The organism is Saprospira grandis (assembly GCF_027594745.1).
In the GTDB taxonomy this organism is placed as follows: Bacteria; Bacteroidota; Bacteroidia; order Chitinophagales; family Saprospiraceae; genus Saprospira; species Saprospira grandis.
Genome location: NZ_CP110854.1, coordinates 1,610,272 through 1,634,236, shown reverse-complemented (window position 1 = coordinate 1,634,236; position 23,965 = coordinate 1,610,272). Strand labels below are relative to the sequence as shown.

General features: G+C 47.9%; 18 protein-coding genes. 6 read left to right on the top strand and 12 right to left on the bottom strand.

What is annotated here, in order from left to right:
- Positions 1 to 90: 90 nt before the first annotated feature.
- A complete protein-coding gene (locus tag OP864_RS06485) occupies positions 91 to 921 on the bottom strand; it encodes a porin family protein (protein WP_270100438.1) in 831 nt (276 codons plus the stop codon).
- A 108-nt stretch (positions 922 to 1,029) separates the two neighbouring features.
- Here OP864_RS06485 and OP864_RS06480 point away from each other — a divergent pair, with 108 nt between their 5' ends.
- On the top strand, positions 1,030 to 2,118 hold the full coding sequence (locus OP864_RS06480; RefSeq protein WP_270100437.1) for a gliding motility protein GldB-related protein: 1,089 nt from the start codon (positions 1,030 to 1,032) through the stop codon (positions 2,116 to 2,118).
- 41 nt (positions 2,119 to 2,159) lie between these two features.
- Here the strand turns inward: OP864_RS06480 and OP864_RS06475 are convergent, their stop codons facing one another.
- Positions 2,160 to 2,948 (bottom strand): uroporphyrinogen-III synthase, encoded by a 789-nt coding sequence (locus tag OP864_RS06475; RefSeq protein WP_270100436.1) that lies wholly within the window; start codon positions 2,946 to 2,948, stop codon positions 2,160 to 2,162.
- Positions 2,949 to 2,972: 24 nt separating this feature from the next.
- Positions 2,973 to 4,082 carry a DUF4271 domain-containing protein gene (locus OP864_RS06470; RefSeq protein WP_270100435.1) on the bottom strand — a complete coding sequence of 370 codons (1,110 nt, stop codon included), beginning with the start codon at positions 4,080 to 4,082 and terminating at the stop codon, positions 2,973 to 2,975.
- Between the two features lie 200 nt (positions 4,083 to 4,282).
- Between OP864_RS06470 and OP864_RS06465 the strand changes: the two genes are divergently transcribed.
- The 4 genes from OP864_RS06465 to OP864_RS06450 all read left to right on the top strand — a co-directional run bounded on the left by OP864_RS06465 (position 4,283) and on the right by OP864_RS06450 (position 10,957).
- Positions 4,283 to 4,984 carry a hypothetical protein gene (locus OP864_RS06465; RefSeq protein ID WP_270100434.1) on the top strand — a complete coding sequence of 234 codons (702 nt, stop codon included), beginning with the start codon at positions 4,283 to 4,285 and terminating at the stop codon, positions 4,982 to 4,984.
- A 302-nt stretch (positions 4,985 to 5,286) separates the two neighbouring features.
- Positions 5,287 to 6,306, top strand: coding sequence for a PhoH family protein (locus OP864_RS06460; RefSeq protein WP_015692043.1), 1,020 nt, complete (start codon positions 5,287 to 5,289; stop codon positions 6,304 to 6,306).
- Positions 6,307 to 6,741: 435 nt separating this feature from the next.
- On the top strand, positions 6,742 to 10,074 hold the full coding sequence (locus OP864_RS06455; protein ID WP_270100433.1) for a T9SS type A sorting domain-containing protein: 3,333 nt from the start codon (positions 6,742 to 6,744) through the stop codon (positions 10,072 to 10,074).
- Positions 10,075 to 10,375: 301 nt separating this feature from the next.
- Entirely contained in the window at positions 10,376 to 10,957 is a 582-nt protein-coding gene (locus tag OP864_RS06450) for a hypothetical protein (RefSeq protein WP_270100432.1), read from the top strand.
- 336 nt (positions 10,958 to 11,293) lie between these two features.
- On the opposite strand, the gene mfd is transcribed toward OP864_RS06450, so the two are convergent.
- From mfd to rho, 9 genes are all read right to left on the bottom strand, one after another.
- Positions 11,294 to 14,662, bottom strand: coding sequence for a transcription-repair coupling factor (mfd, locus tag OP864_RS06445; protein ID WP_270100431.1), 3,369 nt, complete (start codon positions 14,660 to 14,662; stop codon positions 11,294 to 11,296).
- A gap of 245 nt (positions 14,663 to 14,907) precedes the next feature.
- Positions 14,908 to 15,633, bottom strand: a complete 726-nt coding sequence (locus tag OP864_RS06440) for an RDD family protein (RefSeq protein WP_270100430.1) — start codon at positions 15,631 to 15,633, stop codon at positions 14,908 to 14,910.
- A gap of 12 nt (positions 15,634 to 15,645) precedes the next feature.
- Entirely contained in the window at positions 15,646 to 17,157 is a 1,512-nt protein-coding gene (locus OP864_RS06435) for a glucosaminidase domain-containing protein (RefSeq protein ID WP_270100429.1), read from the bottom strand.
- Positions 17,158 to 17,552: 395 nt separating this feature from the next.
- Complete coding sequence (locus tag OP864_RS06430; protein ID WP_270100428.1) at positions 17,553 to 18,350, bottom strand: hypothetical protein; 798 nt, start codon at positions 18,348 to 18,350, stop codon at positions 17,553 to 17,555.
- Positions 18,310 to 18,648 (bottom strand): hypothetical protein, encoded by a 339-nt coding sequence (locus OP864_RS06425; protein WP_270100427.1) that lies wholly within the window; start codon positions 18,646 to 18,648, stop codon positions 18,310 to 18,312. The genes OP864_RS06430 and OP864_RS06425 overlap by 41 nt, the downstream gene beginning before the upstream one ends.
- A 255-nt stretch (positions 18,649 to 18,903) precedes the next feature.
- Positions 18,904 to 19,167: a membrane protein insertion efficiency factor YidD gene (gene yidD, locus OP864_RS06420; RefSeq protein WP_041329872.1), complete on the bottom strand. Its 264-nt coding sequence runs from the start codon at positions 19,165 to 19,167 to the stop codon at positions 18,904 to 18,906.
- A gap of 30 nt (positions 19,168 to 19,197) precedes the next feature.
- A complete protein-coding gene (locus OP864_RS06415; protein ID WP_270100426.1) occupies positions 19,198 to 19,599 on the bottom strand; it encodes a ribonuclease P protein component in 402 nt (133 codons plus the stop codon).
- Positions 19,600 to 19,706: 107 nt separating this feature from the next.
- Positions 19,707 to 19,871: a 50S ribosomal protein L34 gene (rpmH, locus tag OP864_RS06410; protein WP_002659234.1), complete on the bottom strand. Its 165-nt coding sequence runs from the start codon at positions 19,869 to 19,871 to the stop codon at positions 19,707 to 19,709.
- A 173-nt stretch (positions 19,872 to 20,044) separates the two neighbouring features.
- A complete protein-coding gene (gene rho / locus OP864_RS06405; RefSeq protein WP_270100425.1) occupies positions 20,045 to 21,907 on the bottom strand; it encodes a transcription termination factor Rho in 1,863 nt (620 codons plus the stop codon).
- 497 nt (positions 21,908 to 22,404) lie between these two features.
- On the opposite strand from rho, the gene serS reads away from it, so the two are divergent.
- Entirely contained in the window at positions 22,405 to 23,688 is a 1,284-nt protein-coding gene (serS, locus tag OP864_RS06400; protein ID WP_270100424.1) for a serine--tRNA ligase, read from the top strand.
- Positions 23,689 to 23,965: the final 277 nt, after the last annotated feature.

The following is a 23,965-nucleotide window of genomic DNA, read 5'->3' as shown; positions in this document are numbered from 1 at the left end:
GCCGCCCCCCTGAACAGGGCGGCCGCGGGCCCCAAAAAAAAAGGACCATCCTGCAGCAGAATGGTCCAGATAAATTATCGTTCGCTTAGCTTAAAAAACGATGCCTAGGCGTAGGCCAACATTATGAAAACCCGTGCGGGCTTTGTTGGGTTCTAGATCTCCAGTTAGATTAAAGATTTGGTTAGTCCCTACGGCATCCAAGAAGCCATAATTGTAGAACAGGCCAGCCGTAAGCAAGAGGCCGCCATCTTCATTGGGGGCGTACTCTACCCCAGCGCCGGCGCCAAGTTGGATTTGGAGGGGGAAGATATCCTTATAAACATTTTCGCCCTTTACTTTTTCGGGGGTGTAGTAAACCTCCTTGCCTGTGTTGTTGACAAAGTTCGTTTCGTTGGGAGACTCTATGCTAGCGCGGGCCGAAACGGGGATACCAATTGTGAGAACGGGCAGTTGGAAAAAGGCGCGCATATAGCTTTCGCCCAACTCATTGGTGCGCAACTTTAGGCCAACGGGAATCTCGAGGTAATTGAGGCTGTACTTCACCTTAGTGCCGGGGGTAAGGAGCATTTCCTCGCCATTGGTGCCGACATTTCCGGTACTTGTGCTAACATAAGACTCGGCATCTAGCTCAGAATCGGGGAAAAGTTGTCCGCCATCCTCATAGAAAAGAGAACCGCCACGGCCAAAAGAGAAATTTCCGCCCATAATGAGCGCATAATTATCGCTATTGCCAAAATAGTATTCTCCGAGCAGGCCAATAGTAAAGCCAAGGTTGCTACCATCGGGCTCTACATCCTTATCATTAGAGGCGAAAAAAGAGACCGAAGGCTCTACATAAACGCCAAATTTAAATTCTTTTTGTGCCTGGGCAGAAACAACAAAGGCCAAAAAGGCCGTTAATAAGGTGATTTTACGCAGCATAACTTTTTATTTTAGCAGCTATTAAATAGTGGAGTGTTTCAACTGGCGAGTATTTAGCAGAAAACCAGGGACAAGCCACTCCTTGAACTCACAAAATTAGTGTAAAATATGAAAACTCTTTGGGGCCTATCGGCTTTTGTCTTGCTTTTTTCGGTCTTTACGGCATGTAGTAGCTCAGAGGAGGGCCTGCCTAAATACCAGCCAGATTTGGGCGAGCTATCGGCCAAGGTAGACATCTTTCGTTTTGAGCAAGACTTAATGGCCTTGCCTAAAGACAGTACGAAGATAAAGGAAGGGATAGAGAAATTGAAGGAAAAGTATCCGGATTTTGCCCCCCTTTATTTTGGCCAAATTATGGGTATGCCTGATGATCGGCCAGATTTTGCCCCCCGCTTGCTGAGTTTCCTCAACTTTAAAGAATCGCAGTTACTCTATGATAGTATTCAGTTGGCTTATCCCAATTTGGAGCAGGTAGAGGCAGACTTGGAGCAGGCCGGAGCGCATTATCTCTATTATTTTGGGGGCAAAAAGCATCCCTTTGAGAAGGTCTATACCTACTTTAGCTTTTACAATTATGGCACCTTTACCTTAGAAGAGTTTTCGGGTTTGGGCTTAGACTTCTTTTTGGGCCCCAACCATATTGGTTATTTGGCCCATCCGAACTTGAAAAACGCCTATATGCGCAGAACCCTAACGGCAGAGCATATCTCGGCCAAAATGGCCTATGCCTTGGCCGATCGTCTAGTAGAGCAACAGGCCAAAAGAGAAAGCAGCCGCTTGATTGACGAGATGATTTTTAATGGCAAGAAGTTCTTTCTCTCTGGGGCTTTTCTGCCTCAAACCGCCGACAGTCTACTCTTTAATTTTTCGGCCTTTCAAGTTGAATTTTGCGAAAAAGGGGAACAAGGCCTTTGGGACTATTTGGGCGAGCAAGACCTCTTATATAGCAGCGATGCCACCAAATACCGAAAATACGTAACCGTAGGTCCTTTTAAGCCAGAGCTAGACCTGCCGGGCAATTCGGGCAGTTGGTTAGGGACCCAAATCTTGCGGCAGTATGCCCGCCGTCGGCGATTGGAGCTCAAAAATAACCGCCCCAATAGCAGCCCCCGAGAAATAGACCAAGTCATTATTCAGGAAATCCTCAATGAAAGTAGCCCCGAACATTTTATGAAGCGCTACAAGCCGAGAAAATAAACAAAAAGGGCGAGCAGAATTTCTGCTCGCCCTTTTTTAGCTTAAAGGTCGTTGGCTTCCTTTATATAATGCTCAATAGCCTCGGCCATAGAGCGGATTTTAGGAAACTCTGGATTAGGGACCTTAATATCAATATACAAGCCTTTGGCCTCAATGGCCTTGGCGGTAGAATTGCCATAAACGGCAATACGAGTATTATTTTGCTTAAAGTCGGGAAAGTTATCGTAGAGCGAGTCTAGACTCAATGGGCTAAAAAAGACCAAAATATCATAGAAAACATCCTCTAGATCAGAAATATCCGAGCTAGCTGCTAGGTACATTTCAGAAACGACAAAATTAAAGCCTTCCGCTTCTAGGAACGTCTCATAGGCTTTTTTGCCCAAATTAGAAGAGGGCAGCAAGAAGGTCTCTTTCTTCTTATGCTTCAGCAAATAAGGTTTGAGGTCTTGCAAGGTTCTTTTGCCAAAAAAGACACGGCGCTTGCGGTAAGTGGTATGCTTTTGCAAATAGAGGGCAATCGCTTCAGAGAGGCAAAAATACTTGGTCTCTGCAGGCACCTTATAGCGCATCTCCTCACAAAGGCGAAAATAGTGGTCAATAGCCGACTTAGAGGTAAAAATAATAGCCGAATACTCTTCTAGCCTTACCTTTTGTTTGCGAAACTCCTTGGCCGAAACGGGCCGAACCTCTGTAAATGGGCGATAATCCACCTTAATACCGTACTTCTCTACTAAGCGGTCATAGGGAGCTTTATTATTTTTGGTAGTCATTTGAGTCACCAAAATACTCTCTACGCGCTTCAATCTTTCTTTTGCTTCCACGGATGACATATATTCCCTTGGCCCTTTTGATAGTTAAATGATAGACAAGAATTTGAGTAGAATTAGCGGGGGGGCTATTTCAACGGTGCAAAGGTAAAGAAAAAACTGAAACTTATGAAATCGAACTGTATCAAGGGCAGTAAATGCCGCTCTTAGGGCCGTATAGGCAAAACTAAGGCCGAGCAAGCTAGCCAAGAACATAGGCAATAGGCCCTGCAAGTCAGGAGCGCTATAGGCCAACAAAAAGAGCATAGGCAGCAAGCTAAAGCCCATAATGCGGTGCTGATTGGCATTGAGGTAGCCATAAAAGCTCATCTCTTGGCCAATGGGGTAGAGCTCGCCCAAGAGCCGCAAAATCGCTTGTCTGGCCGTATAGGCGGCTGTAGTGGCAGCTAGCAAAAAGGCAAAGTTCGCAAAGCTCCAATCGGGCAGTTGGCCTTCTTCTAGACGCATAAAGTTGCTGGCCAAATAGATAAAGCTCCCTAGGGCAAAACCCGCCTGTAGATAGCTCAGTATATTATAGGCCGACCATTGCTGAAACCGCTGTTCTCGCTCTTCTTGGCCCGCAATATTCAAATTGCCATAGGCCCAAAAATCTCGGTAGGTCTCGGAGCGATAGGCCGTGAGCAAAAAGGCAAATAGTAAGAGCTGCCCCAAAAGGGCAAATAATAGCCATGCCGGCTGACGCTTCGCTTTTTGCGTAGAAGTAGATAAAACCGCAGGCTGCTCTTTGGGCGCAAATAATTCGGACCAAAATTTATCCATATCTACATCCTTGGCCAATTTGGCCTTGCGCTGCCCCAATTGCTGCCCCTTTTTGGGCAAATTGAAGGGATTGCTGAAATCCTCCAAGTCATAGGGGTTGTCTACATAATGCTCCCTAGAAATTTTTGTCGCCCGATAAGGCGCTGGCGCTGGCTTTTGCGGAGCCAAACGCAGTTGCTCAAAGGCCAATGGATCCTCCAGCAGAGGCGCCTGTTGCTCCTGCTTTTCTTCCACCAGCATATTTAAACTCAAAGCATCTGCCGCCAAAAGCTGCTGCTCGCCAAACTGAGCCGATAGACCCAAAGGAAGCAAAAACAAACAGGCAAAGCAAATGAAGAGGCCTAGAATTAGGCTATGTTTTGTCTCGATATTCGTCAAAATGGACAGAAATTTGTCGCTTTCTGGAAAACTGTTCCCCAAACCAGGAACTTTGTCGATAAAGATACAAAAGCAGGGCAGACAATCAGGCTCTAAGGCTTTATTTTTCTACTTTTAATGTGACTTTAGCCCCTATTTTAGCTCCCTAAATCAAATTACAATTTATAAACAGCGCTTTTTAGCGCCTCAACAACCACAAAATGAAACAAATTAGCTTTATTCTCCTCCTCTTTTTTGCCTTCGCTTTTCAGGCTCAGGCCCAAGTAAAAGCCACCCTCAAAGAAGAGGTGCGTACTATGTCTGAAGGCGCCCACAATGCCCTAGTCGTAGACCTCCCCAATTGCTCTGCCGATAAGGTGGGCGATATCTGGAAAACCTTTGTCAAGAAAAATTATAAAGGCAAAGTGAAGTACAAAAAGAAAGATAAACTCTATATCTCTGATGATGCTACAGTCAAAGATATGAGCGAAAATACCGTAGATATCTACGCTATGGTCCAAGATAAAGGCGAAGAAGGCGCCGAAATCGTGATCTGGTTCAACCTAGGCGTGAGCTACCTCTCGCAAAAAGAATTTCCCAATCAGTTCCAAGTAGCCGAGGAAGTCGTGAATAAGTTTACCAAAAAACTAAGCGCCGATCTACTCGAAGACCTCCTCAAAGCCGAGGAAAAAACCCTCAAGGAGCTAGAGAAGGATATGAAGGAACTCGAAAAAGACGAGAAGAAACTCACCAAAGATATCGAGGACTATAAGGAGACTATCAAGAAGATGGAGGAAAATATCAAACAGGCCGAAGAGGATATCAAGAAGTCTAAGGAAGATCAAGGGACCAAAAAGAAAGAGGTCGATGACCAAACGCAGGTGGTTGAAGAACTCAAGCAAAAAATTAAGGCCAATAAATAAAACCAAAAGCTCCTCTAGTCTGAGGGGCTTTTTTATTTTTTTGGGGCCTCCCGCCTGCGGCGGGCGCTACGTTTCGGGGCTCGCTATTCGCTCGGCCCTGCGCAGGCTTCGCCAGCTTGGTCTGGCCCTGCGGCCCCCCCTGCACATCGCTAGGCCTGCGGGCCTTCGGCCCTGTAGGTCGCCAAATAAAGGGGCCAAACTTCTTTTTTTAAAAGGCGGGGAACAAAGATGCCCCAAAAATTGTAAGTTTGTGCGTCTCCAGTCCTCAACGACTGAAGCCCTTCACTAACCAACAATTTATCATGGCAACTAGCGAAATCCTATTCATCCTCGAGAATGTAGAGCTGATTGATTTTTACGGACAAAACGATAGCAAACTCGCTTTGCTGCAAGCCAGCTATCCCGACCTAAAAATTACGCCCCGAGGCAATACCGTCCGCATTAGCGGAGAAAAACAAAGGGTGCAAGAGGTAAAACATAAACTAGAGCTGATGGTCAAAATGCTCCAGCAATTAGGCGAGCTGCACCCACAGGCAATTAAAGATATGCTCAAAGGAGAAAATCCCTTCGAGAGCAAATTGCGCAAGGTCAATCGCAATGCAATTGTATATGGCCGCTCTGGAAAACCCATTACCCCGCGTACCCGCAACCAAAAGAAATTAGTCGAATTGGCCGATATTAACGACCTGGTCTTTGCGATCGGGCCAGCCGGAACAGGAAAAACCTATACGGCTGTGGCTATGGCCGTCCGCGCCCTCAAGCAAAATATCGTCAAAAGAATTATTCTCACTCGGCCCGCTGTAGAAGCTGGCGAAAATCTAGGCTTTTTACCCGGCGACCTCAAAGATAAGATCGATCCTTATCTACGCCCCCTCTATGATGCCCTAGATGATATGATTCTGCCCGATAAGCTCAATTACTTTATGCAAAACCGCATTATTGAGGTGGCCCCTCTCGCCTTTATGCGAGGCCGCACCCTAGATGATGCCTTCGTGATTTTGGATGAGGCCCAAAATACCACAGAAATGCAGCTCAAAATGTTTTTGACCCGCCTGGGCCCCAATGCAAAATGTATCATTACTGGCGACCTCTCTCAAATTGACTTGCCCAGAAAACAACAGTCTGGCCTGATTCGAGCTCTACGCATCCTTAAAGGCGTAGACGGTATTGGCCAACTTTATCTGGATGCTAGCGATGTGGTCCGCCACCGTCTCGTTAAGGAAATTATTCATGCCTATGACCGAGATGATGCCGCCCAAGAAAGCCGCCGAGAAGATTGGCGACGAAAAAAAGAAGATGAGCGAAATAATGACCCTTATTAAAATGAGCGGGCATTTATGATCTATCCCTCAGGAAAAACTCCTGAGGGATTTTTTTTGGCCCTTCTGCATCTAGCAGGGCCGAAGGCCCTCGGCTGAGGGATGAGAGCAGGGCCGCCGCAGGCGGCAGACCTAGCGGGCGCAGCCCGCGCAGGGCCGAGCGAGCAGCGAGCTGCGGACAGCCCGACCCGACCATAGGGACAACCAGCCCCAAAGGGGCGCCAGTTCGACAACCGAAGGGCGTAGCGGCAGCCCCAAAAAAATAATAAAAATAAAAAATTGACAAAGTTAGATCAAAAACCCTTTAAAATGGACCTTGATAAAAATAAATCTTGACAAATGCCCGAAAAGCTATTTCGATAGCTAGCTCCAAAGGCCGTTCTTTGAGAATATGAAAAGCCAATAAGCGCATTATCTCCCCCTTAAATCATTTAGATTATGAATTGGAAAAGATTTTATCTCAGTTTAAGTTTTCTGTTGGCCTTTTTGGGCAGCGGAGAGCTTATGGCCCAATGTGGTAACTTTCGGGTATATGCCTATCCCGATAGTTCTACTTGCCCTGCTCAATTTGTTCAGGCCTATACCTCTGGTGGGCAAGCCCCTTACACCTATCAGTGGAGCACAGGCGCCACTACTAATTTTATTGCCACCCCCAGCTTAGGGACCTATAGTGTAACGGTGCAAGATGCCAATGGTTGTACCACTACCGACACTATTGTGGTCAATACCTTTAGCCTAACGGCTAGCGTTTTTGATGCTAGCTGTGGAAACAATAACGGCCAAATTCAATTGTCGGTCTCTGGCTCTGGCCCCTATGACCTACGCTGGTACAATGCCAACTGGCAGTATGTGGGCTCAGGCATGACGCTCGCTAATGTTCCTGCCGGCAGCTATACCGTACAAGCGTATGATAGCACCACACAATGCTACGAAAGCCAAACCTATACGGTAGGTGGAGGCAATGGCCCTCAGGCAACAATTTTTCCCGATACCGCCAGCTGTCCGGTAAATACACTTTTTGCTGGCGCTTCTGCAGGTACAGCCCCCTATACTTACCATTGGAGCAATGGGGCTACAACTAGCTCTATTGCTAACCTAGCCGCCGCTCAAAATTATAGCTTAGTTGTTATTGATGCCAATGGTTGTGCCGATACGACCAACTATTATATTGATACCCTTTGCAATCAACAACCACCCTGTAATATCTCTATCTTGATGCTGGACGATAGCATTGGCTGCCCCGCTAACTGGGTGCATGCTATGCCCTCTGGCGGAACAGCTCCTTATTCTTATGCTTGGTCTAATGGACAAACAACGGCAAGCATTAGTAACCTAGTTGCAGGATTTAACTATATGGTCACGGTAACCGATGCCGCAGGCTGTACCGCTTCTACTAATTATTATGTAGATACGACCAACTGTAATCAGCAGCAGCCCTGTAACATCTCTATCTTTATATCGGAAGATAGCATTGGCTGCCCCGCTAACTGGGTGCATGCTATGCCTTCTGGCGGAACATCTCCTTATTCTTATGCTTGGTCTAATGGACAAACAACAGCAAGCATTAGTAACCTAGTTGCAGGATTTAACTATATGGTCACGGTAACCGATGCCGCAGGCTGTACCGCTTCTACTAATTATTATGTAGATACAACCAACTGTAATCAACAACCTGTCTGCAATATGCAGGCCTATACCTATAGCCAAGGTTGTCCCGCCGATACACTTTCTGCTTATGTATGGAATGGCGCCGCCCCTTATACTTATAGCTGGAGCACCGGACTCACCGTCACTACACAGAATAATATCCATGATGCTTATGCCGTAAATGGAGCAGGCTTGTATAGCCTAACCGTAACTGATGCCAATGGCTGTACAGCCGTAAGCTCAGTACAAGTCAATAGCCAAGCGCCTATGCAAGTAGGCTATACTATTAACGATGCTTCTTGTGGCCAAAATGATGGCGCCATTGATTTGACGGTAAGCGGAGGCGATGGCATGTATATGTATAGCTGGTCCAATAATGTAAGTAACGGCTGGCAAGAAGACCAAAGCAACCTAGCCCCTGGCTTCTACTCTGTTTATGTTTATGATAGCTCTGGCTGCTCGGTTTATCTAGATAGCCTAATCGTAAACGGTAGCGGAACGATCAACCCCAGCATGACGCCCGCCAACTGTGTGGATTCTCTAGGCGCTATTGCCCTAAATCCCACTGGCTTTAGCAATCCTCAGTTTGTTTGGAATACTGGCGACACTGGCCCCAACTTGAATAACCTCGCTTCTGGGGTATATACGGTAACCATTACCGATGATAGCTGCCAAACTGCACGTACCTTCTTCCTCGATCAAGATTCTAGCTGTGCTATCATGATCGCTGGACGAGTAACCGATAATACCGCTGGCGCTACTTGTGCCCAAGGTACTGCCGAGGCTTTCCGCCTTGTTCGCCTACAACCCGCTGGTATTATCACAACAACTAACCAATACGGCTACTATCAGTTTACTGTAACGCAAACCGGAAACTATACGGTAGAGCTTCTACCCGATGGCGTAAGTAGCCAACTCTGCCCCGCCGCCAATATTAACGTCAATGCCGCTAATGTGGGAGGCTATTATGGTGGAAACGATTTTGTGGTCACGCATCCCCCCGTCAATGACCTTCGTGTGAATTTGGTCCACTATAGTACCTCTACTCCTGGTTTTGACCTCTATACTTATGTCTACTACTGCAATGATGGAAATACTACCCAAAATGCAACGATCACGGTAGATTATGATAGCCAACTAGAGTTTAACTCTACGGCCATGAACCCCAACTATGCTAATGCTACTTACTATAGCTATAGCAATGCAATGATGACGTCTCATGATGCCGTAAATAACAATATTACCTTTACCGCCAATAACTTGGGCGCTGGAGAATGTGGACTTATCCGCATCTACCTAAGCACACCCACTACAGTGGCCCTAGGTAATCAAGTAGCCAATAGCGTAGCCATTACCCCCATCTCTGGCGATGCTACTCCCGCTAATAATACAGATGTAGACAGCCTAATTGTAGTGGGATCTTGGGATCCTAACGAGATCGTTCTTCGCCCAACTCGCTCTGGCGACCCCCGCGGACAAGCCGAAATCTTTGAACAAGATGATGTTTTGGACTATACGATCCATTTCCAAAACCTAGGTACTGCCCCCGCTTATACCGTGGTGGTCCGCGATACCCTAGATGCTAGCTTTGATATGAGTAGCCTACGCAATCTACAGTTCTCTCATCCCGCTACAATGACGGTTGAAAACGGAAATATCCTCGTATTTACTTTCAACAATATCAATCTCCCCGATGCCGATAGTGATGAGCCTGGCAGCCATGGATTTATCAATTATAGCATCGACAGAGACCCTAACTTGCCCTTAGGCTCTGTAATTCCCAACAAGGCGGCGATCTACTTTGACTTTAATGCGCCCGTAATCACTAACCTTAGTGAGGCCATTATTTCTAGCCCCACTAGTACTCGCCAAGTCGAATTGCTCAACACTAGCTTCAAGGTGTTCCCTAACCCCAGCCAGGGCCAATACTTTGTCAGCTTTGAGCAAAACCAAACCCAAGACCTGCATCTTCAGGTCTACAATATGCAGGGCCAACTCTTGCTAGAAAAAACTCAGGCCGATGCCCCCACATCTGGTCAAATGAGCTTTGATCTTAGCAATTTCCCTGCAGCTCACTATTTGCTCCGTATCAATGGCCAAGACCAATTGATCCAAAAGCAATAGAAGAGTAGTTCTCAAGTCTGTACAGACTTTTATTTTGCGGTCGCTGTCCTCATCCTTTTTTGGATGGGGGCAGTTTTTTTAGGGGCCTCCGCTACGGCTTCGCCTTGCGGCGCTACGCTTTGGGGCTCGCAGGTCTGCTCGGCCCTTCGGCGGCTAGGCCGCCTCGGTCTGGCCTGACGGCCACCCCGCCGCATCGCTAGGCCGCTCAACAGTTGTTTTCAAGCTTATCTTTCTGCTTCGGCCATAAGGCAGTTTACTTACGCTATTCGCAATTTGTGAAACGGCAATTGTAAAGCAGGGGATGCTATTCGCAATTTGTGAAACGGCAATTGTAAAGCGGGAGATGCTATTCGCAATTTGTGAAACGGCAATTGTAAAGCGGGAGATGCTATTCGCAATTTGTGAAACGGCAATTGTAAAGCGGGAGATGCTATTCGCAATTTGTGAAACGGCAATTGTAAAGCAGGGTACGCTATTCGCAATTTGTGAAATGGCAATTGTAAAGCAGGAGATGCTATTCGCAATTTGTGAAACGGCAATTGTAAAGCGGGGGATGCTATTCGCAATTTGTGAAATGGCAATTGTAAAGCGGGGGATGCTATTTGCAATTTGTGAAACGGCAATTGTAAAGCGGGAGATGCTATTTGCAATTTGTGAAACGGCAATTGTAAAGCGGGAGATGCTATTCGCAATTTGTGAAACGGCAATTGTAAAGCGGGAGATGCTATTCGCAATTTGTGAAATGGCAATTGTAAAGCGGGGGATGCCATTTGCAATTTGTGAAATGGCAATTGTAAAGCAGGGGATGCTATTCGCAATTTGTGAAATGGCAATTGTAAAGTGGGGGATGCTATTTGCAATACTATCTGTACCTGCAGCCTAAAGGCCGCAGCCAATCTAGTTGGGCCATCATTTTGCTCGCCGCAGCGGCTTAAAAGCCCCTGCTTTTTTAGGGGTGGGGAATAGCTTTTGTTTTCAGGTCCTGCGGCTTTTAAGCTGCAGGCCAAGGGGCGGCCAAAGCTTAGCTTAGTTGTTCCGAAATTGGCTGCGGCTTTTAAGCTGCAGCTAAAAGGGCCGAAGGCCCGCAGGCCTAGCGATGCGGCGGGGTGGCCGTCAGGCCAGACCAAGGAGCCGAAGGCGACGCAGGGCCGAGCGAACAGCGAGCCCCAAAGCGTAGCGCCGCAAGGCGAAGCCGCAGCGGAGGCCCCAAAACAATATCCTAATCTACCGCCTCCGCCAACTCCTTCAAGATAGATTTGGCCGCATGGAGATTGCGCAAACCCTCGCAGATGAGAATGAGGTGCTTGGGACTCTGCTTGAGGAAAAAACGGTGGTCGCTATGCTTTTGGATATAATCCAAAATACGCAAGAAATAATCGCTTTCATAAAAAGGCGAATCCTGCTTACTGATGAAGTAGCAACGGAGCTTTTTGCCCTTAAAATGTAGGCGCTCAAAGCCCAAAGAGCGGGCTATCCAACGCAGGCGCAAGGCCTCAAACAACTGCTTGACCTGTTCGGGCAAGGGACCAAAACGGTCAATCATCTTCTCGCTAAAGGACTTAATATCGGCCTCGTTTTCTAGCTCATCCATCTTTTGGTAAAGGGCCAAGCGCTCGCTGATAATGGGCACATAATCCGAGGGGATGAGCATCTCTTCATCTAGTTCAATGATGACATCCTGGACAAATTCCCGCTTTTTCTCCATCTCCTCCTTAAAGAGCTCCTTGTACTCGCCCTGCTTGAGCTCCTGAATGGTCTCGTTCAGAATCTTTTGGTAGGTTTCATAGCCCATATTGACAATAAAGCCGCTTTGCTCGCCGCCCAGAATATTTCCGGCCCCCCGAATATCGAGATCGCGCATAGCAATGTGGATCCCGCTGCCCAATTCGGCAAACTGCTCTAGGGTTTGGAGGCGCTTGCGAGAGTCGGAGCTCAGGACCGAAAGGGGAGGGGCCAAAAGGTAGCAATAGGCCTTTTTGTTGGAGCGGCCCACTCGGCCCCTCAACTGATGCAAATCGCTGAGGCCAAAATGGTGGGCATTATTGATAATAATGGTATTGGCATTGGCGATATCGAGACCCGTTTCGATAATATTGGTACAAACAAGGACCTCATTATAGCCCTGAATAAAGTTCATCAGCCGCTTTTCGAGTTGGGCGGGCTCCATTTGGCCATGGGCCACGGCCACATCCAGATTAGGCATCATTTGGCGGAGCATAGCGGCCATATCTTCTAGGCTCTTTACTCGGTTATGGATGAAAAAGACCTGCCCGCCTCGGCTCACTTCCTGCTCAATGGCTTCTTGAATCAGCTCCGCATTGAAGGTCCGCAACTCCGTATGAATGGGCTGGCGGTTGGGCGGCGGCGTATTGATGACCGAGAGATCTCGGGCGGCCATGAGAGAGAACTGTAAGGTACGGGGAATGGGCGTGGCGGTTAGGGTCAGGGTATCTACATTGACCTTAATATTGCGGAGTTTTTCTTTGGAGGCCACCCCAAACTTCTGCTCTTCATCAATAATGAGCAAGCCGAGATCGGCAAATTGGACCTTTTTGTTGAGAATGGCGTGGGTGCCAATCAGGATATCAATTTTATTGGCTTTGAGGCGCTCGTAAATTTCCTTTTTCTCTTTGGTCGTTCTAAATCGGTTGATATACTCTACTTGCACATCAAATTGGCCCAATCGCTTTCTGAAGGTTTGGGCATGTTGGAGGGCGAGAATAGTGGTTGGGACCAAAATAGCCACCTGTTTGCCCGCCACCACCGCCTTAAAGGCAGCACGAACGGCAATCTCTGTTTTGCCAAAGCCCACATCGCCACAAATGAGGCGGTCCATGGGGTAGGGCTTCATCATATCTTCTTTGACGGCCTCGGTGGCTTTGGCTTGATCGGGGGTATCTTCATAGATAAAAGAAGCCTCTAATTCATTTTGCAAATAGCCATCGGGGGGAAACTGAATGCCTTGGGTAGATTTGCGTTTGGCGTAGAGCTTAATCAGGTCAAAGGCCAAGGCTTTAATTTTCTTCTTGGTCTTTTTCTTGGTATTGGCCCAGGCATTACTGCCTAGTTTATGGACCGAAGGCGGCTTGCCGTCTTTGCCCACATATTTAGAGATTTTGTGTAGCGATTGAATGCTGACATAGAGAATATCTCCGCCATCATAGACCAATTTGACCGACTCCTGTTGTTTGCCATTGAGCTCAATATTTTGCAGGCCAGCAAACTTGCCCACTCCATGGTCAATATGCGTAACATAATCGCCAGGTTGCAGTTCATTGATGGCCTTCATCTTGAGGGCCATATTGCGATCAAAGCCTCTTTTTGTTTTATACTTATGGAAGCGCTCAAAGATTTCGTGATCGGTATAGCAAGCCATCTTCAGTTCTTGGTCCACAAAGCCCTTATGCACGGTCTTTTGGATAGGGTGCCATTTTACATGAGCGCGCAAATCTTCAAAAATGCTATAAAAGCGTTCGATCTGCTTGGGGTTTTCGACTAAGATACAATTGGTAATGCCCTGTTGTGTATTTTCTCTGAGCTGCTCAATCAGGCGCTCGAAGTTTTTGCCAAAGCGGGGTTGCAGGCTCCCTTGAAAACTAAAGCTTGGGCTTTTTTTATAGAAAGGAGTATGGGCAAATTCTACTAAGCGCTTATTGGCCAGTTGGTCCATAATATGGCGGGGAAAAACAAAGGCTTGTTCGTCTAGCAGGCCAATTTCCTCTATGCGTTCATATTGTTCCTGTTCTTGAAGTTGGGCCGAGAGGAGCTGTGCTTTTTCGAAGCAATCTTGCAGGCGGTCCAAAAGGAGCTGAACATCTTCTGCACAAATGAGCAGCTCCTTGGGGAGAATACTAAAGAGGTCGGTTTTCTGCTCCTTCTTAAATTGAGTATTGACATTTGGCACAATAGTGACAAAAGCCATCTTTTTGGTAGATAGTTGAGAGCTAGGGTCAAAAGAGCGGATACTTTCCACCTCTTCATCAAAGAGCTCTAGGCGGTAGGGCAGTTCATGTCCATAGGAGAAAATATCGATAATGCCGCCACGCAGGGCATATTGGCCGGGTTCGTAGACAAAATCGACATAATTGAAGCCATATTCGGTAAGGATTTCGACCAAGAATTTGCGGTCCAAATCTTCGCCTACCTTAATTTTGATGGCATTTTCGGCCAGTTGTTCGGGGGCGACCACCTGCTCAAAAATGGCTTCTGGATAAGAGACCATAAAAGGGGGAATGCTGCTGGCATCCAGCAGTTTACTCACGGCCTCGGTTCTTTGCAAAACGCTAGCGCGGTCTAATTTATCAAAGCCTTGGGGGCGGCGGAAGGAGTCGGGAAAAAAGAGGATCTCCTCTCTTTCGCTAATATGCTGCAGGTCAGATTGCAGATAGGCGGCCTCTTCCTTATCATTGGCGAGAACGAGTATAGGCCGTTCTGTTTTGAGGTAAAGCGCATAGAGAAAAAAGGCTTTTTGCGAGCCATAGAGTCCCTTGAGCTGTACTTTTTGGTTCTCCTTTTTTTGGAGAGTTTGACAAATATCGGCGAGCTTTTCCGATTTGCGATAGGCTTGGAGTAAGGTCTTAAAGTTCATGATACAAAGATAAACGCTTTGCGAATAAAAACAGGAATAAGCATTTTGTTTTGGCCCAAGAGAGTTTTCTATTGGCCCAGCGCTGCGGAGCGGGTGGCCGCAGGCCAGACCGAGCAGGCGTAGCCTGTGAAGGGCCGAGCAGACTTGCGAGCCCCGCAGCATAGCGGCGGCCGACCTAGGCGGAGCCTAGCCGGCCGCGGGCCCCAAAAAAGCCCCTCAAAGAACAACTTTGAAGGGCAAAATCTTTAGCGGGTCAGCACGATATAATCGAGGAGGAGTTGGCGCAGAAAGTCGAGGCGGTTTTTGAGCAATGGCACCTCTAGTTGTTGGGCCAGATGCTCACTTAGGTCTAGAATGACCTGTTTGTGGGCCTCATTTTTATATTTTTTATGGCGGTCGAGCACTCTTTTGACAAAGAGCATATCTTGCTCGCTCAGACTGAGGACCTCGGGGTATTTGGGTTCATAATCTTCCTTTTTGGCCAAAGAGAGAATATCTTCAAGGCGAAACTGTCGGCTTGCTTTGGTGCGCACCACCGTACTGCCCGATAGGAGATCGCCCATGCGTTGGCTATGCCCAGAGGACGAAATCATGAGGCTAGCCACCGAGCCCGCCGAGCCCCAAATATCGATGAAGCGGAAGGCCCAACGCAGCACATAATCAAAGGCTTCGGCGGGCTCTCCATTGAGCTTGATGATGCGCAGCCCCACGGCCCTTTTGCCTAGGGTTTGGCCATTGAGTAAGATCTCGGAGGCCAAGGTGTAAAACAAGAGGGTGGGGAGGATGACGAGGATGACAAAGTACATATAAGCCTCCCCATCAATGACCAGCCCCCCAATGAGATTGAGGATAATCATCAGGCCAATGAGCACGAGCATATCAATCATAAAGGCCGATATGCGGCTGCCCAGAGGAGCCAGCTCGTACTGGATGCTCACTTTTTGGGCCGTGGTAATTTCAATCGTTTTCATGGCAAATGGGATTTATTGGGCAAGGGGAATCTTCAGCTTTTGGCCTTTGTACAAGTTGTTTGACTTCAATTTATTAAATTTTTGGATTTCTTGCCACTTGAGACCATACTTTAATCCAATAGAATAGAGAGTTTCTTCTGCCTGTACCTCATGGATATACTCGCCATTGATGAGCGGCGGCTTGTCTAGGGCTGGCGGCAGGGGCGGGAGCTCGCCCAGTTTTGTAATGGGTTGATCAGGTAATCCGCTGCCTTTTGGCTCTTCTTTTTGGGGCGTTTCTGGACCAAAAGTTGGAAAACTCGGTACTTCGGTTTTGGGGCTATCTTGCTTCAGTTCTGGAATCTTCAGGTCGCGGCCATCAGGGCTTGTATTGGTATTTAGAGAATCCTGATAAATCTGCTCGGGATAGGTGGGTTGGTTGATGACCAGCTCTGGAGCCTTAAATTCTTCTTTGGCTGGAGCTGTTGTGCTGTCTTTGGGGCTAATGATAGGGACCAAATTGACATTCTCCCAATTAGGGAGTTTACGAGCTCTAATTTTTGGCGGTCCCGCTGCTTTTCGGCCCAATAAAATGAATTCGCCATTGGCGGGCTCTTGCCCTTCTTGCATGAGGTTGCGCTCGTAGAGCTTGTCTAGGGGCAGGCCATAAAATTGAGCAATTTCATACATGCTCTCATCATTCTTGACCAGATGCTCTTCTTTTTTTTCTCGGTATCTACTCTTTTTAGGCTGAATATAGCAATACTGATAGTCAATGAGTTGATCGCCATCTACTAGGTCATTGAACCGAAGGAATTTGGCATAGGGCAGTCCAAAGCGGTTGGCCACTTCTAGGGCCGATTCTCCTGCTTTAGCAATGACATAAGAGCTTTTATTTTGCCGAAAAATGCCCTTTTTGTAGCTTAAAAAGAGGGGACTTTTTTGCTGTCGCCGCAGTTGGCGCTCAAAGGGTTCGGGGGTGGCAAAAATACTCGGATCTACGGGCGTACTGTCTAGCTCATCACTAATTGTTAGGGGCTGCATTTCCAAGTCAAATTGCTGCAATTGGTGCTTTTCAATGGTGGCAATAAGCTTATCTGGATACTTAGGGTCGCTGGCATAACCCGCCTTGCGCAGGCCCTTGGCCCAGCCTGCATAATCCTCTTTATCGAGTTCAAAAAGGCTGGCATAGCGCTTTCTTTTGGTCAAAATGGCACTATGGTCCACAAAAGAAGCCTCTGCATTTTCATAAACCCGAAAGCAAGATTCTACCGACTCATCATCCCATTTATAAAATTTTTCGCCCTGCCAGTCCGAGGCGCATTTAATCCCAAAATGGTTGTTGGCTTCTTTGGCCAAATTGCTGTTTCCTGCCCCCGATTCATGAATGCCCTGGGCCAAGGTAATGCTAGCGGGAATCCCCGTTCGCTGCATTTCTCTTACCGCAATATTTTTATAGCTAGCAATATAATCTTCTACGCTAATGCGCTGCGCAATTAGGCCGGGCGCGCTCAATAGCAAAATGGCCCAAAACAGTATTTTCATTTCCTTTGGCGGTTCGTCTATCAAAAAAAGCTCAAGCTCTCGCAAAAATGAGACAAGCTTTGAGCGCCACAAAGTTAAACAAACTGCAGGCATTTATGTATAGCCTTTTTTCTTTCTGTTTTTTGGGGCCTCCGCCTCGCTTCGCTCGTCGGCGGTTACTCCCTTCGGTCGTCGAACTGCGAACTAAAGTTCTTGTTGTCGTTTTGCAGCTCGCTGCTGTTTTGGGGCCTCCGCAGCAAAGCTGCGGCGCTACGCTTCAGGGCTCGCAGGTCTGCTCGGCCCTGCGGCCTGACGGCCTTGGTCTGCGGCTTCGCCGCCCCCTTTCGCATCGCTAGGCCGATGCTGCGGCCTGATGGCCACAGCAAGGGCGGTATTGCTGCGCAATAGTTTAGATATTATTGGGCCAAGGGGGGCAGTTTTTCATAGCGCCAAAGTTGGGCGGGACGATCTTCTTGGGCTTCGGAGCCAATCCAAAAGCTGGCTCGGCCATGAACGACTAAGGCTTCGGCTTGCACTAAATCATAAGTGGGAAGAAGAAATTGGCCCAAAACAGCCAAGCTGTGGCTATCAAATACCCAGAGCTCCTGCTCTTTGGCTGCCAAAACATAGAGCAATTTCTCATCTTCAGAAAGGGCCACTGCTGAAGGATGAATCAAAAAAGGACTTAAATCGAGGAGCGGAAGATAGTCGCCATTTTTTGGCGAAAAAAGATAGAGTCCCGCCGGCTCTTTGGCCGCCACCAACAATTGCTGCTTTTTGGGCCAAAAACAAAGGCCCTCATATTCTATATCGGGCGGCAGAGAAAAAGGGAGTTCTTGCCCTTTAGTCTCCTCTAGGCCAAGCTGCCAAATTTTTCCATCGGAGCGCAAAATAAAATAGCCTAGATGGGGCCAAAAGGCCAGGCCTTCATAATCGCCGGGCGGTCCCCAAGGCTGGGGGAGCGGATCAAAGGCTGGATTAAAGTTGGCGGGATAGAGGCGGCCTTCCTCATCATTGAGGGCCATGAGTTGCTGCCCATTATCGCAAAGGCCAGAAATTTCATCTAGGGCAGGGGGCAACACTTCTTGAACGCTAGCAAAGGGCATCATCCATTGTTGGCCGGGCAGGCGGTAGCTAGCGGGCCCCTCTTGGCAGTGGCCAAAAAGAAAAAAGCTACTGAGCAGCAGCAGGCGTTTCGGGAAGGGTATAGCCATAATTTCGGGCAGTAGTGGGACATTGTTTCGCCAATTCTAGCAAAAAAGCTTGCTCAAAGGCGAGGCTATCTGTAGCGGTTTTGAGTTGGCTAAAGGGATTATCTTGGCCCATACATTCTTCCTGCTCTTTTTCTAGCTCGGCATAGAAGTCGGCTTCCATGCGGCCATTATCAACTTGGACCTTGGCCTTGGCCAGGGTTTCGCTGCAGTCACAGAACTTTTTGGCATATTTGGCCGCAGAAGGGCCAGAAGAGCAAGCCATCAAAAGCAAAGGGAAAAAGAAAAGAGCAAGGCGCATAAGGCATCAGCTTAAAAAGTAAGACAATGGGAAAAAAGGGGATTTCTTTCTAGGAAAAGGCCAGGAGCGAAGAACTTCATCGGCTGAGGGATGCAAAGCAGTGGCCGCAGGCCAGACCGAGCTGGCGAAGCCAGCGAAGGGTCGAGCGAATAGCGAGCTGCGACAACCAGCCCCTAAAGGGGCGCCAGTTCGACGACCAACGGGAGTACCCAGCCCGACCCGCCTGTAGGGCGGGGCAGCCCCAAAATAAAAAAATTAAGGAACGGGATCATGTCCATGTCCCCCCCAAGGATGGCAGCGGCCAATTCGTTTAATGGTCATCCAGCCGCCTTTAAAAGGGCCATATTTTTTGATGGCCTCTAAGCCATAGGCCGAGCAAGTGGGTTGGTAGCGGCAGCTAGAGGGCAAAAAAGGCGATAAAAACTTGCGGTAGAACTGGATGAGCAGCAAAAAGATAAAGGAAAGTACGGCCGAAATCAAGCGAAAAAGCTGAATAAAAGGCCAAAATAGATAACGCATAGCATTTTCTTTTAAAGAAGCCATTTTTGCTTAAAAAGTTGCTTCCTCGGCCAACTTTTGCTGTAGGCGGAGGCGAGATTTTTCGGCGGCTTTTTGGATACTGCTTAGCGCTTCGGCTTTATGGCCCACATAGACCCACATCATTTGCAGTTGTAGGCCTTCATGAGGTAGGCTGGCCAACCAATTGGGTTTATTTAGGCGGTAAGCCTCTCTCAATCGTCTTTTGAGCAAATTTCGGTCGGGAGCCTTTTTAAACTTTCGTTTGGCCACCGATACGCCCTGCAAAATAGCGGGATCGCCTTGAGCTCTGGGCTGCAGGCGATAAAAAATGCGAATGGGGTAGCTCCCCAGCGATTGTCGAGCGGCAAAAATAGCCTGGATGGCCTTTCGCTGCTTGAGTCGTTCCTTTTTGGGAAAAGAAAAATCAGACATATAGGGGGCTTAGGGCTACAAAAACACAAAACAGCCTATCCGCCTCTGCGAATAGCTGTTCTGTGAATATGTATAAGAGTAAGTTATATACAAGCTTGGCGATCGGCTTACTTGAGCTTAGCGCGCTGGAAGTCGTCAGATACAGTTAGGCTCTTGCGTCCTTTTTTGCGACGACGGGCTAGTACTTTACGGCCGTTTTTGCTGCTCATGCGCTTGCGGAAACCGTGCTTATTTACTCGGCGACGTCTTGAAGGTTGGTACGTACGTTTCATGATTCAATAACTTTTGTAATTGTTCTATGAGAATTGCCGGCTGAGCAGCGGCAATAAATTCAATAAAATGTTTGCTTTTAGCCCTGTTTGAGCTAAAGCGAGGGCAAAAATATAAAAAATATCCCTTTTTAATAAGGCTAGTTCGCTTTTTTTCAGTGAAAAGCAGAAAAAAATTAGCTATTCATAGAAAGCATGAATTCTTCATTGGTTTTGGTCCCTCTCAGATGCTTGAGCATAAAGTTCATGGCCTCATCGGTATTCATGTCCGCCAAGTGTCGGCGAAGGATATACATACGGCTCATGATCTGTTCGTCATGCAAGAGTTCTTCTCTTCGGGTAGAGGATTTGGTGAGGTCTATAGCGGGATAGACGCGCTTGTTGGCCAAGCGGCGATCGAGCTGTAGTTCCATATTGCCAGTTCCTTTGAACTCTTCAAAGATGACTTCATCCATTCTAGAGCCCGTATCGATAAGGGCAGTAGCTAGAATAGTGAGAGAGCCTCCATTTTCGATATTTCGGGCGGCACCAAAGAACTGTTTGGGTTTGAGTAGGGCATTGGCCTCTACACCACCAGAAAGGACCTTACCGCTAGCTGGGGCCACGGTATTGTGGGCACGGGCTAGGCGGGTGATAGAGTCAAGGAGAATAATCACATCATGGCCACATTCTACCATGCGCTTGGCTTTTTCGAGGACGATACCGGCCACGCGGACATGATTTTCGGGATGGGCATCAAAGGTAGAAGAAATGACCTCTGCACGGACATTGCGCTCCATGTCGGTGACTTCCTCGGGCCGTTCATCAATCAATAGAATGATGAGGTAGGCTTCGGGATGATTGGCGGCAATGGCATTAGCGACATCCTTTAGCAAATAGGTTTTACCTGTTTTGGGTTGGGCCACAATGAGTCCACGCTGCCCCTTACCAATAGGCGTAAAGAGGTCAATGATGCGAGTAGAGTAGTGCTTGGGGTTCTCCTGATCAATGATATTGAGCTTTTCGGTAGGAAAAGTGGGGCGCAAATGGTCAAAGGCTACCCGATCCTTAATATCTGCAGGGTCCCAACCATTGATATGGCTGACTTGCAAAAGGGCAAAGTACTTTTCGCCTTCTTTGGGCGGGCGAATAGTTCCCTGAATGCTATCTCCGGTGCGTAGGCCCAACAATTTGACCTGTGAGGGCGATACATAAATATCATCGGGAGAGGGCAGGTAGTTATAATCGGGAGAGCGCAAAAAGCCAAAGCCATCAGGGGTCATTTCCAAAACTCCTCCGCCTTCAATTACACCATCTAGCTCTACGCTGAAGGCCTTTTTGCGAGCATACTTACGGTCTTTACGCTCGTTTTCGTTCCGCTGTTCTTGGTTATTTTGGCGGCTATAGCGCTTGCGATCCTGAGACTGCTCATTTTGTTCTCTTTCTTGAGCGTCTCTTTTGTTATCGCGCTGGTTTCTGTTATTGTCTCTTTCCTGAGACTCTCTTTTATTATTGCGCTGATTTCTATTGTTGTCTCTTTCCTGAGCGTCTCTTTTGTTATTTCGCTGTTCTCTAGGGGCTCTTTCCTGAGGTTCTCTTTTATTATCGCGCTGGTTTCTGTTGTGGTCTCTTTCCTGAGGCTCTCTTTGGTTGTTGCGCTGTTCTCTAGGCGCTCTTTTCTTAGGCTGCCGCTTTTCGTCCTGCGGAGTTTCTTTTGGCTCAGGCGTTTCTTCCTTAACCGCTTTTTCCTCTTTGGGCGCTTCTACTTTCTTTTTGGGTGGACGGCCACGGCGCTTAGGCTGAGGCTTTTCGGCCTCTTGGTCTTCCTCTTCTTTTTTATTAGTTGTTTTGCGGCTTTTGGCGGGAGCTTTTTTCTTGGGCTCCTCTTTTTGTTCTTCCTTAGGTGCAGGAGGTACACCGCCATGAATGGCCTGAGCGTCTAGAATTTTATAAATGAGCTCCTTTTTAGGGAGGCGCTTATAACTTTTTACCTGCAACCGCTCCGCAATATCGCGCAGTTGAGGGACCAACATTTCATTGAGTTGAAGGATGTTGTACATGTAGTCGTAAATTAGAATTGAAATAGTAGGTAGTTCTATAGTCACAGCCATACGGCCTACAAGCAAGTGCTTTCTGCTAGCCCAACACTGTACAAAATTAACCGATCAGCCTGAGCGACTTCAGCTAAATGTGTTTTACATCAATAAGTGGACTGTAACTATCAAAATGAAGGGAGCTATCAAACAGGCAGTAGTTGAACCAAATTGGTTTGCATTTTATCATCCTGCAATTAGTTGCACTGAATGAGTCCGATAGATATAGGTAGGAAATGAAGCAATTAGATATAAGGCTTCTTGCTTTGTAGACGACAAATTTACACTTTAATTTTAAATTTCAAATACTATCTTTGTGAAAAGCGCCTTTTATCCACCCCTAAAAGCAGTTGTTTGTTTTCTGTCTGAATAAATAGACGCTAAAATTACTTGGCCTTGGCCCCTTTATTGTGGCTGCTGCCGCTCATTTGACAATAACCATTTTACCTACATAAATTAGCTTTATGTTAGCCGTTCAGTTTATTCGCGAAAATCGCGAGAAAGTGCTCAGAAGCCTCACCATTAGAAGTTTCGAGCCCCTCAACATCTTAGATGATATTTTGGCCGCCGATGACCTACGCCGTAGCCTCCAACAAGATCTAGACGCTCAAAGAGCAGAACTAAAGTCCATCTCTAGCCAAATTGGCCAGCTGATGCGCAAAGGAGAAAAAGCCGCCGCAGAAGAGGCCAAGTCCCAAACGGCTGGCATCAAAAGTCGTATTCATGAGCTAGAACAACTTAGCCGCGATAATGCAGAACGCCTAGAAGAACTGCTCCTACAGGTCCCTAACTGCGCCCACGAAACAGTGCCCGCAGGAAAATGTGACCTGGATAATGTAGTAGAAAGAGAATGGAAAAAGGATCTGCCCGAGCTTCCCGAAGATGCCAAACCGCATTGGGAACTCGCTCAAGAATATAATTTGATCGACTTTGAAACTGGGGCCAAAATTACCGGCGCAGGCTTCCCGCTTTATACCGGTATGGGCGCCAAACTCCAAAGAGCACTCATCAACTTTTTTCTCGATGAGGCCGATAAGGCGGGCTACCGAGAGTTCCTGCCCCCGCATCTAGTCAATGAGGCTAGCGCCCGTGGTACTGGCCAATTGCCCGATAAGGACGGCCAAATGTATCATGCTACAGCCGATAATCTCTACCTGATTCCCACCGCCGAGGTGCCCCTCACCAATATTTACCGAGATGTGATTTTGGCCGAAGACGATTTTCCGATCTGCCTAACGGGCTATACGCCCTGCTTCCGCCGAGAAGCCGGCTCTTATGGCGCTCATGTACGTGGCCTCAACCGCCTTCATCAGTTCGATAAGGTGGAAATCGTTCGCCTAGAACATCCCGACCGCTCTTACCAAGCCCTGGAGGAAATGTGCGCCCATGTAGAAGGCCTGCTCGCTAAGCTAGAGCTGCCTTTCCGTACGCTCCGCCTCTGTGGTGGCGATCTCGGTTTTGCCGCCGCCCTCACTATTGATTTTGAAACTTATTCTGCCGCTCAAGATCGCTGGCTAGAGGTAAGCTCGGTCTCTAATTTTGAGGAGTTCCAAGCTAACCGCCTCAAGCTTCGCTATCGCCCCAATGAGGGCAAGGGAACCATCCAAGCGCATACGCTTAATGGCTCTGCCTTGGCCCTGCCCCGCATTTTGGCCACGATCCTAGAAAATAACCAATGCGAAGAGGGAATCCGTATTCCCAAGGCTTTGCAAGGCTACCTAGGCGGCCGTACAATGATTACTAAGTAGTTGTCTTTGGGGCGTTACTCCTTTCAGTCGTCGAACTGCGGCTTGCAGCCTTGTTGTCTGCCTGTGGCAGGCGCTACGTTTCAGGGCTCGCTACTACTTGCTTCGCTGCGTCGGCTCCCGTTGGTCGGGTCGCTCGGCCCTTCAGCGCTTGCAGCGCTTCGGTCTGGCCTGACGGCCACCCTTTCACATCGGTTACTCCCTTCGGTCGTCGAACTGCGCCCTAAAGGGCTTGTTGTGGCCTGCGGGCGCTCCGGGCCCTGCAAAACCGCAAACCGCT

Excerpts from the sequence above, each read along its gene's own strand:
- OP864_RS06485 (WP_270100438.1), bottom strand. The coding sequence starts at position 921 with ATGCTGCGTAAAATCACCTTATTAACGGCCTTTTTGGCCTTTGTTGTT.
- OP864_RS06480 (WP_270100437.1), top strand. The coding sequence starts at position 1,030 with ATGAAAACTCTTTGGGGCCTATCGGCTTTTGTCTTGCTTTTTTCGGTC.
- OP864_RS06475 (WP_270100436.1), bottom strand. The coding sequence starts at position 2,948 with ATGTCATCCGTGGAAGCAAAAGAAAGATTGAAGCGCGTAGAGAGTATT.
- OP864_RS06465 (WP_270100434.1), top strand. The coding sequence starts at position 4,283 with ATGAAACAAATTAGCTTTATTCTCCTCCTCTTTTTTGCCTTCGCTTTT.
- OP864_RS06460 (WP_015692043.1), top strand. The coding sequence starts at position 5,287 with ATGGCAACTAGCGAAATCCTATTCATCCTCGAGAATGTAGAGCTGATT.
- OP864_RS06455 (WP_270100433.1), top strand. The coding sequence starts at position 6,742 with ATGAATTGGAAAAGATTTTATCTCAGTTTAAGTTTTCTGTTGGCCTTT.
- OP864_RS06450 (WP_270100432.1), top strand. The coding sequence starts at position 10,376 with ATGCTATTCGCAATTTGTGAAACGGCAATTGTAAAGCGGGAGATGCTA.
- mfd (WP_270100431.1), bottom strand. The coding sequence starts at position 14,662 with ATGAACTTTAAGACCTTACTCCAAGCCTATCGCAAATCGGAAAAGCTC.
- OP864_RS06440 (WP_270100430.1), bottom strand. The coding sequence starts at position 15,633 with ATGAAAACGATTGAAATTACCACGGCCCAAAAAGTGAGCATCCAGTAC.
- OP864_RS06435 (WP_270100429.1), bottom strand. The coding sequence starts at position 17,157 with ATGAAAATACTGTTTTGGGCCATTTTGCTATTGAGCGCGCCCGGCCTA.
- OP864_RS06430 (WP_270100428.1), bottom strand. The coding sequence starts at position 18,350 with ATGGCTATACCCTTCCCGAAACGCCTGCTGCTGCTCAGTAGCTTTTTT.
- OP864_RS06425 (WP_270100427.1), bottom strand. The coding sequence starts at position 18,648 with ATGCGCCTTGCTCTTTTCTTTTTCCCTTTGCTTTTGATGGCTTGCTCT.
- yidD (WP_041329872.1), bottom strand. The coding sequence starts at position 19,167 with ATGCGTTATCTATTTTGGCCTTTTATTCAGCTTTTTCGCTTGATTTCG.
- OP864_RS06415 (WP_270100426.1), bottom strand. The coding sequence starts at position 19,599 with ATGTCTGATTTTTCTTTTCCCAAAAAGGAACGACTCAAGCAGCGAAAG.
- rpmH (WP_002659234.1), bottom strand. The coding sequence starts at position 19,871 with ATGAAACGTACGTACCAACCTTCAAGACGTCGCCGAGTAAATAAGCAC.
- rho (WP_270100425.1), bottom strand. The coding sequence starts at position 21,907 with ATGTACAACATCCTTCAACTCAATGAAATGTTGGTCCCTCAACTGCGC.
- serS (WP_270100424.1), top strand. The coding sequence starts at position 22,405 with ATGTTAGCCGTTCAGTTTATTCGCGAAAATCGCGAGAAAGTGCTCAGA.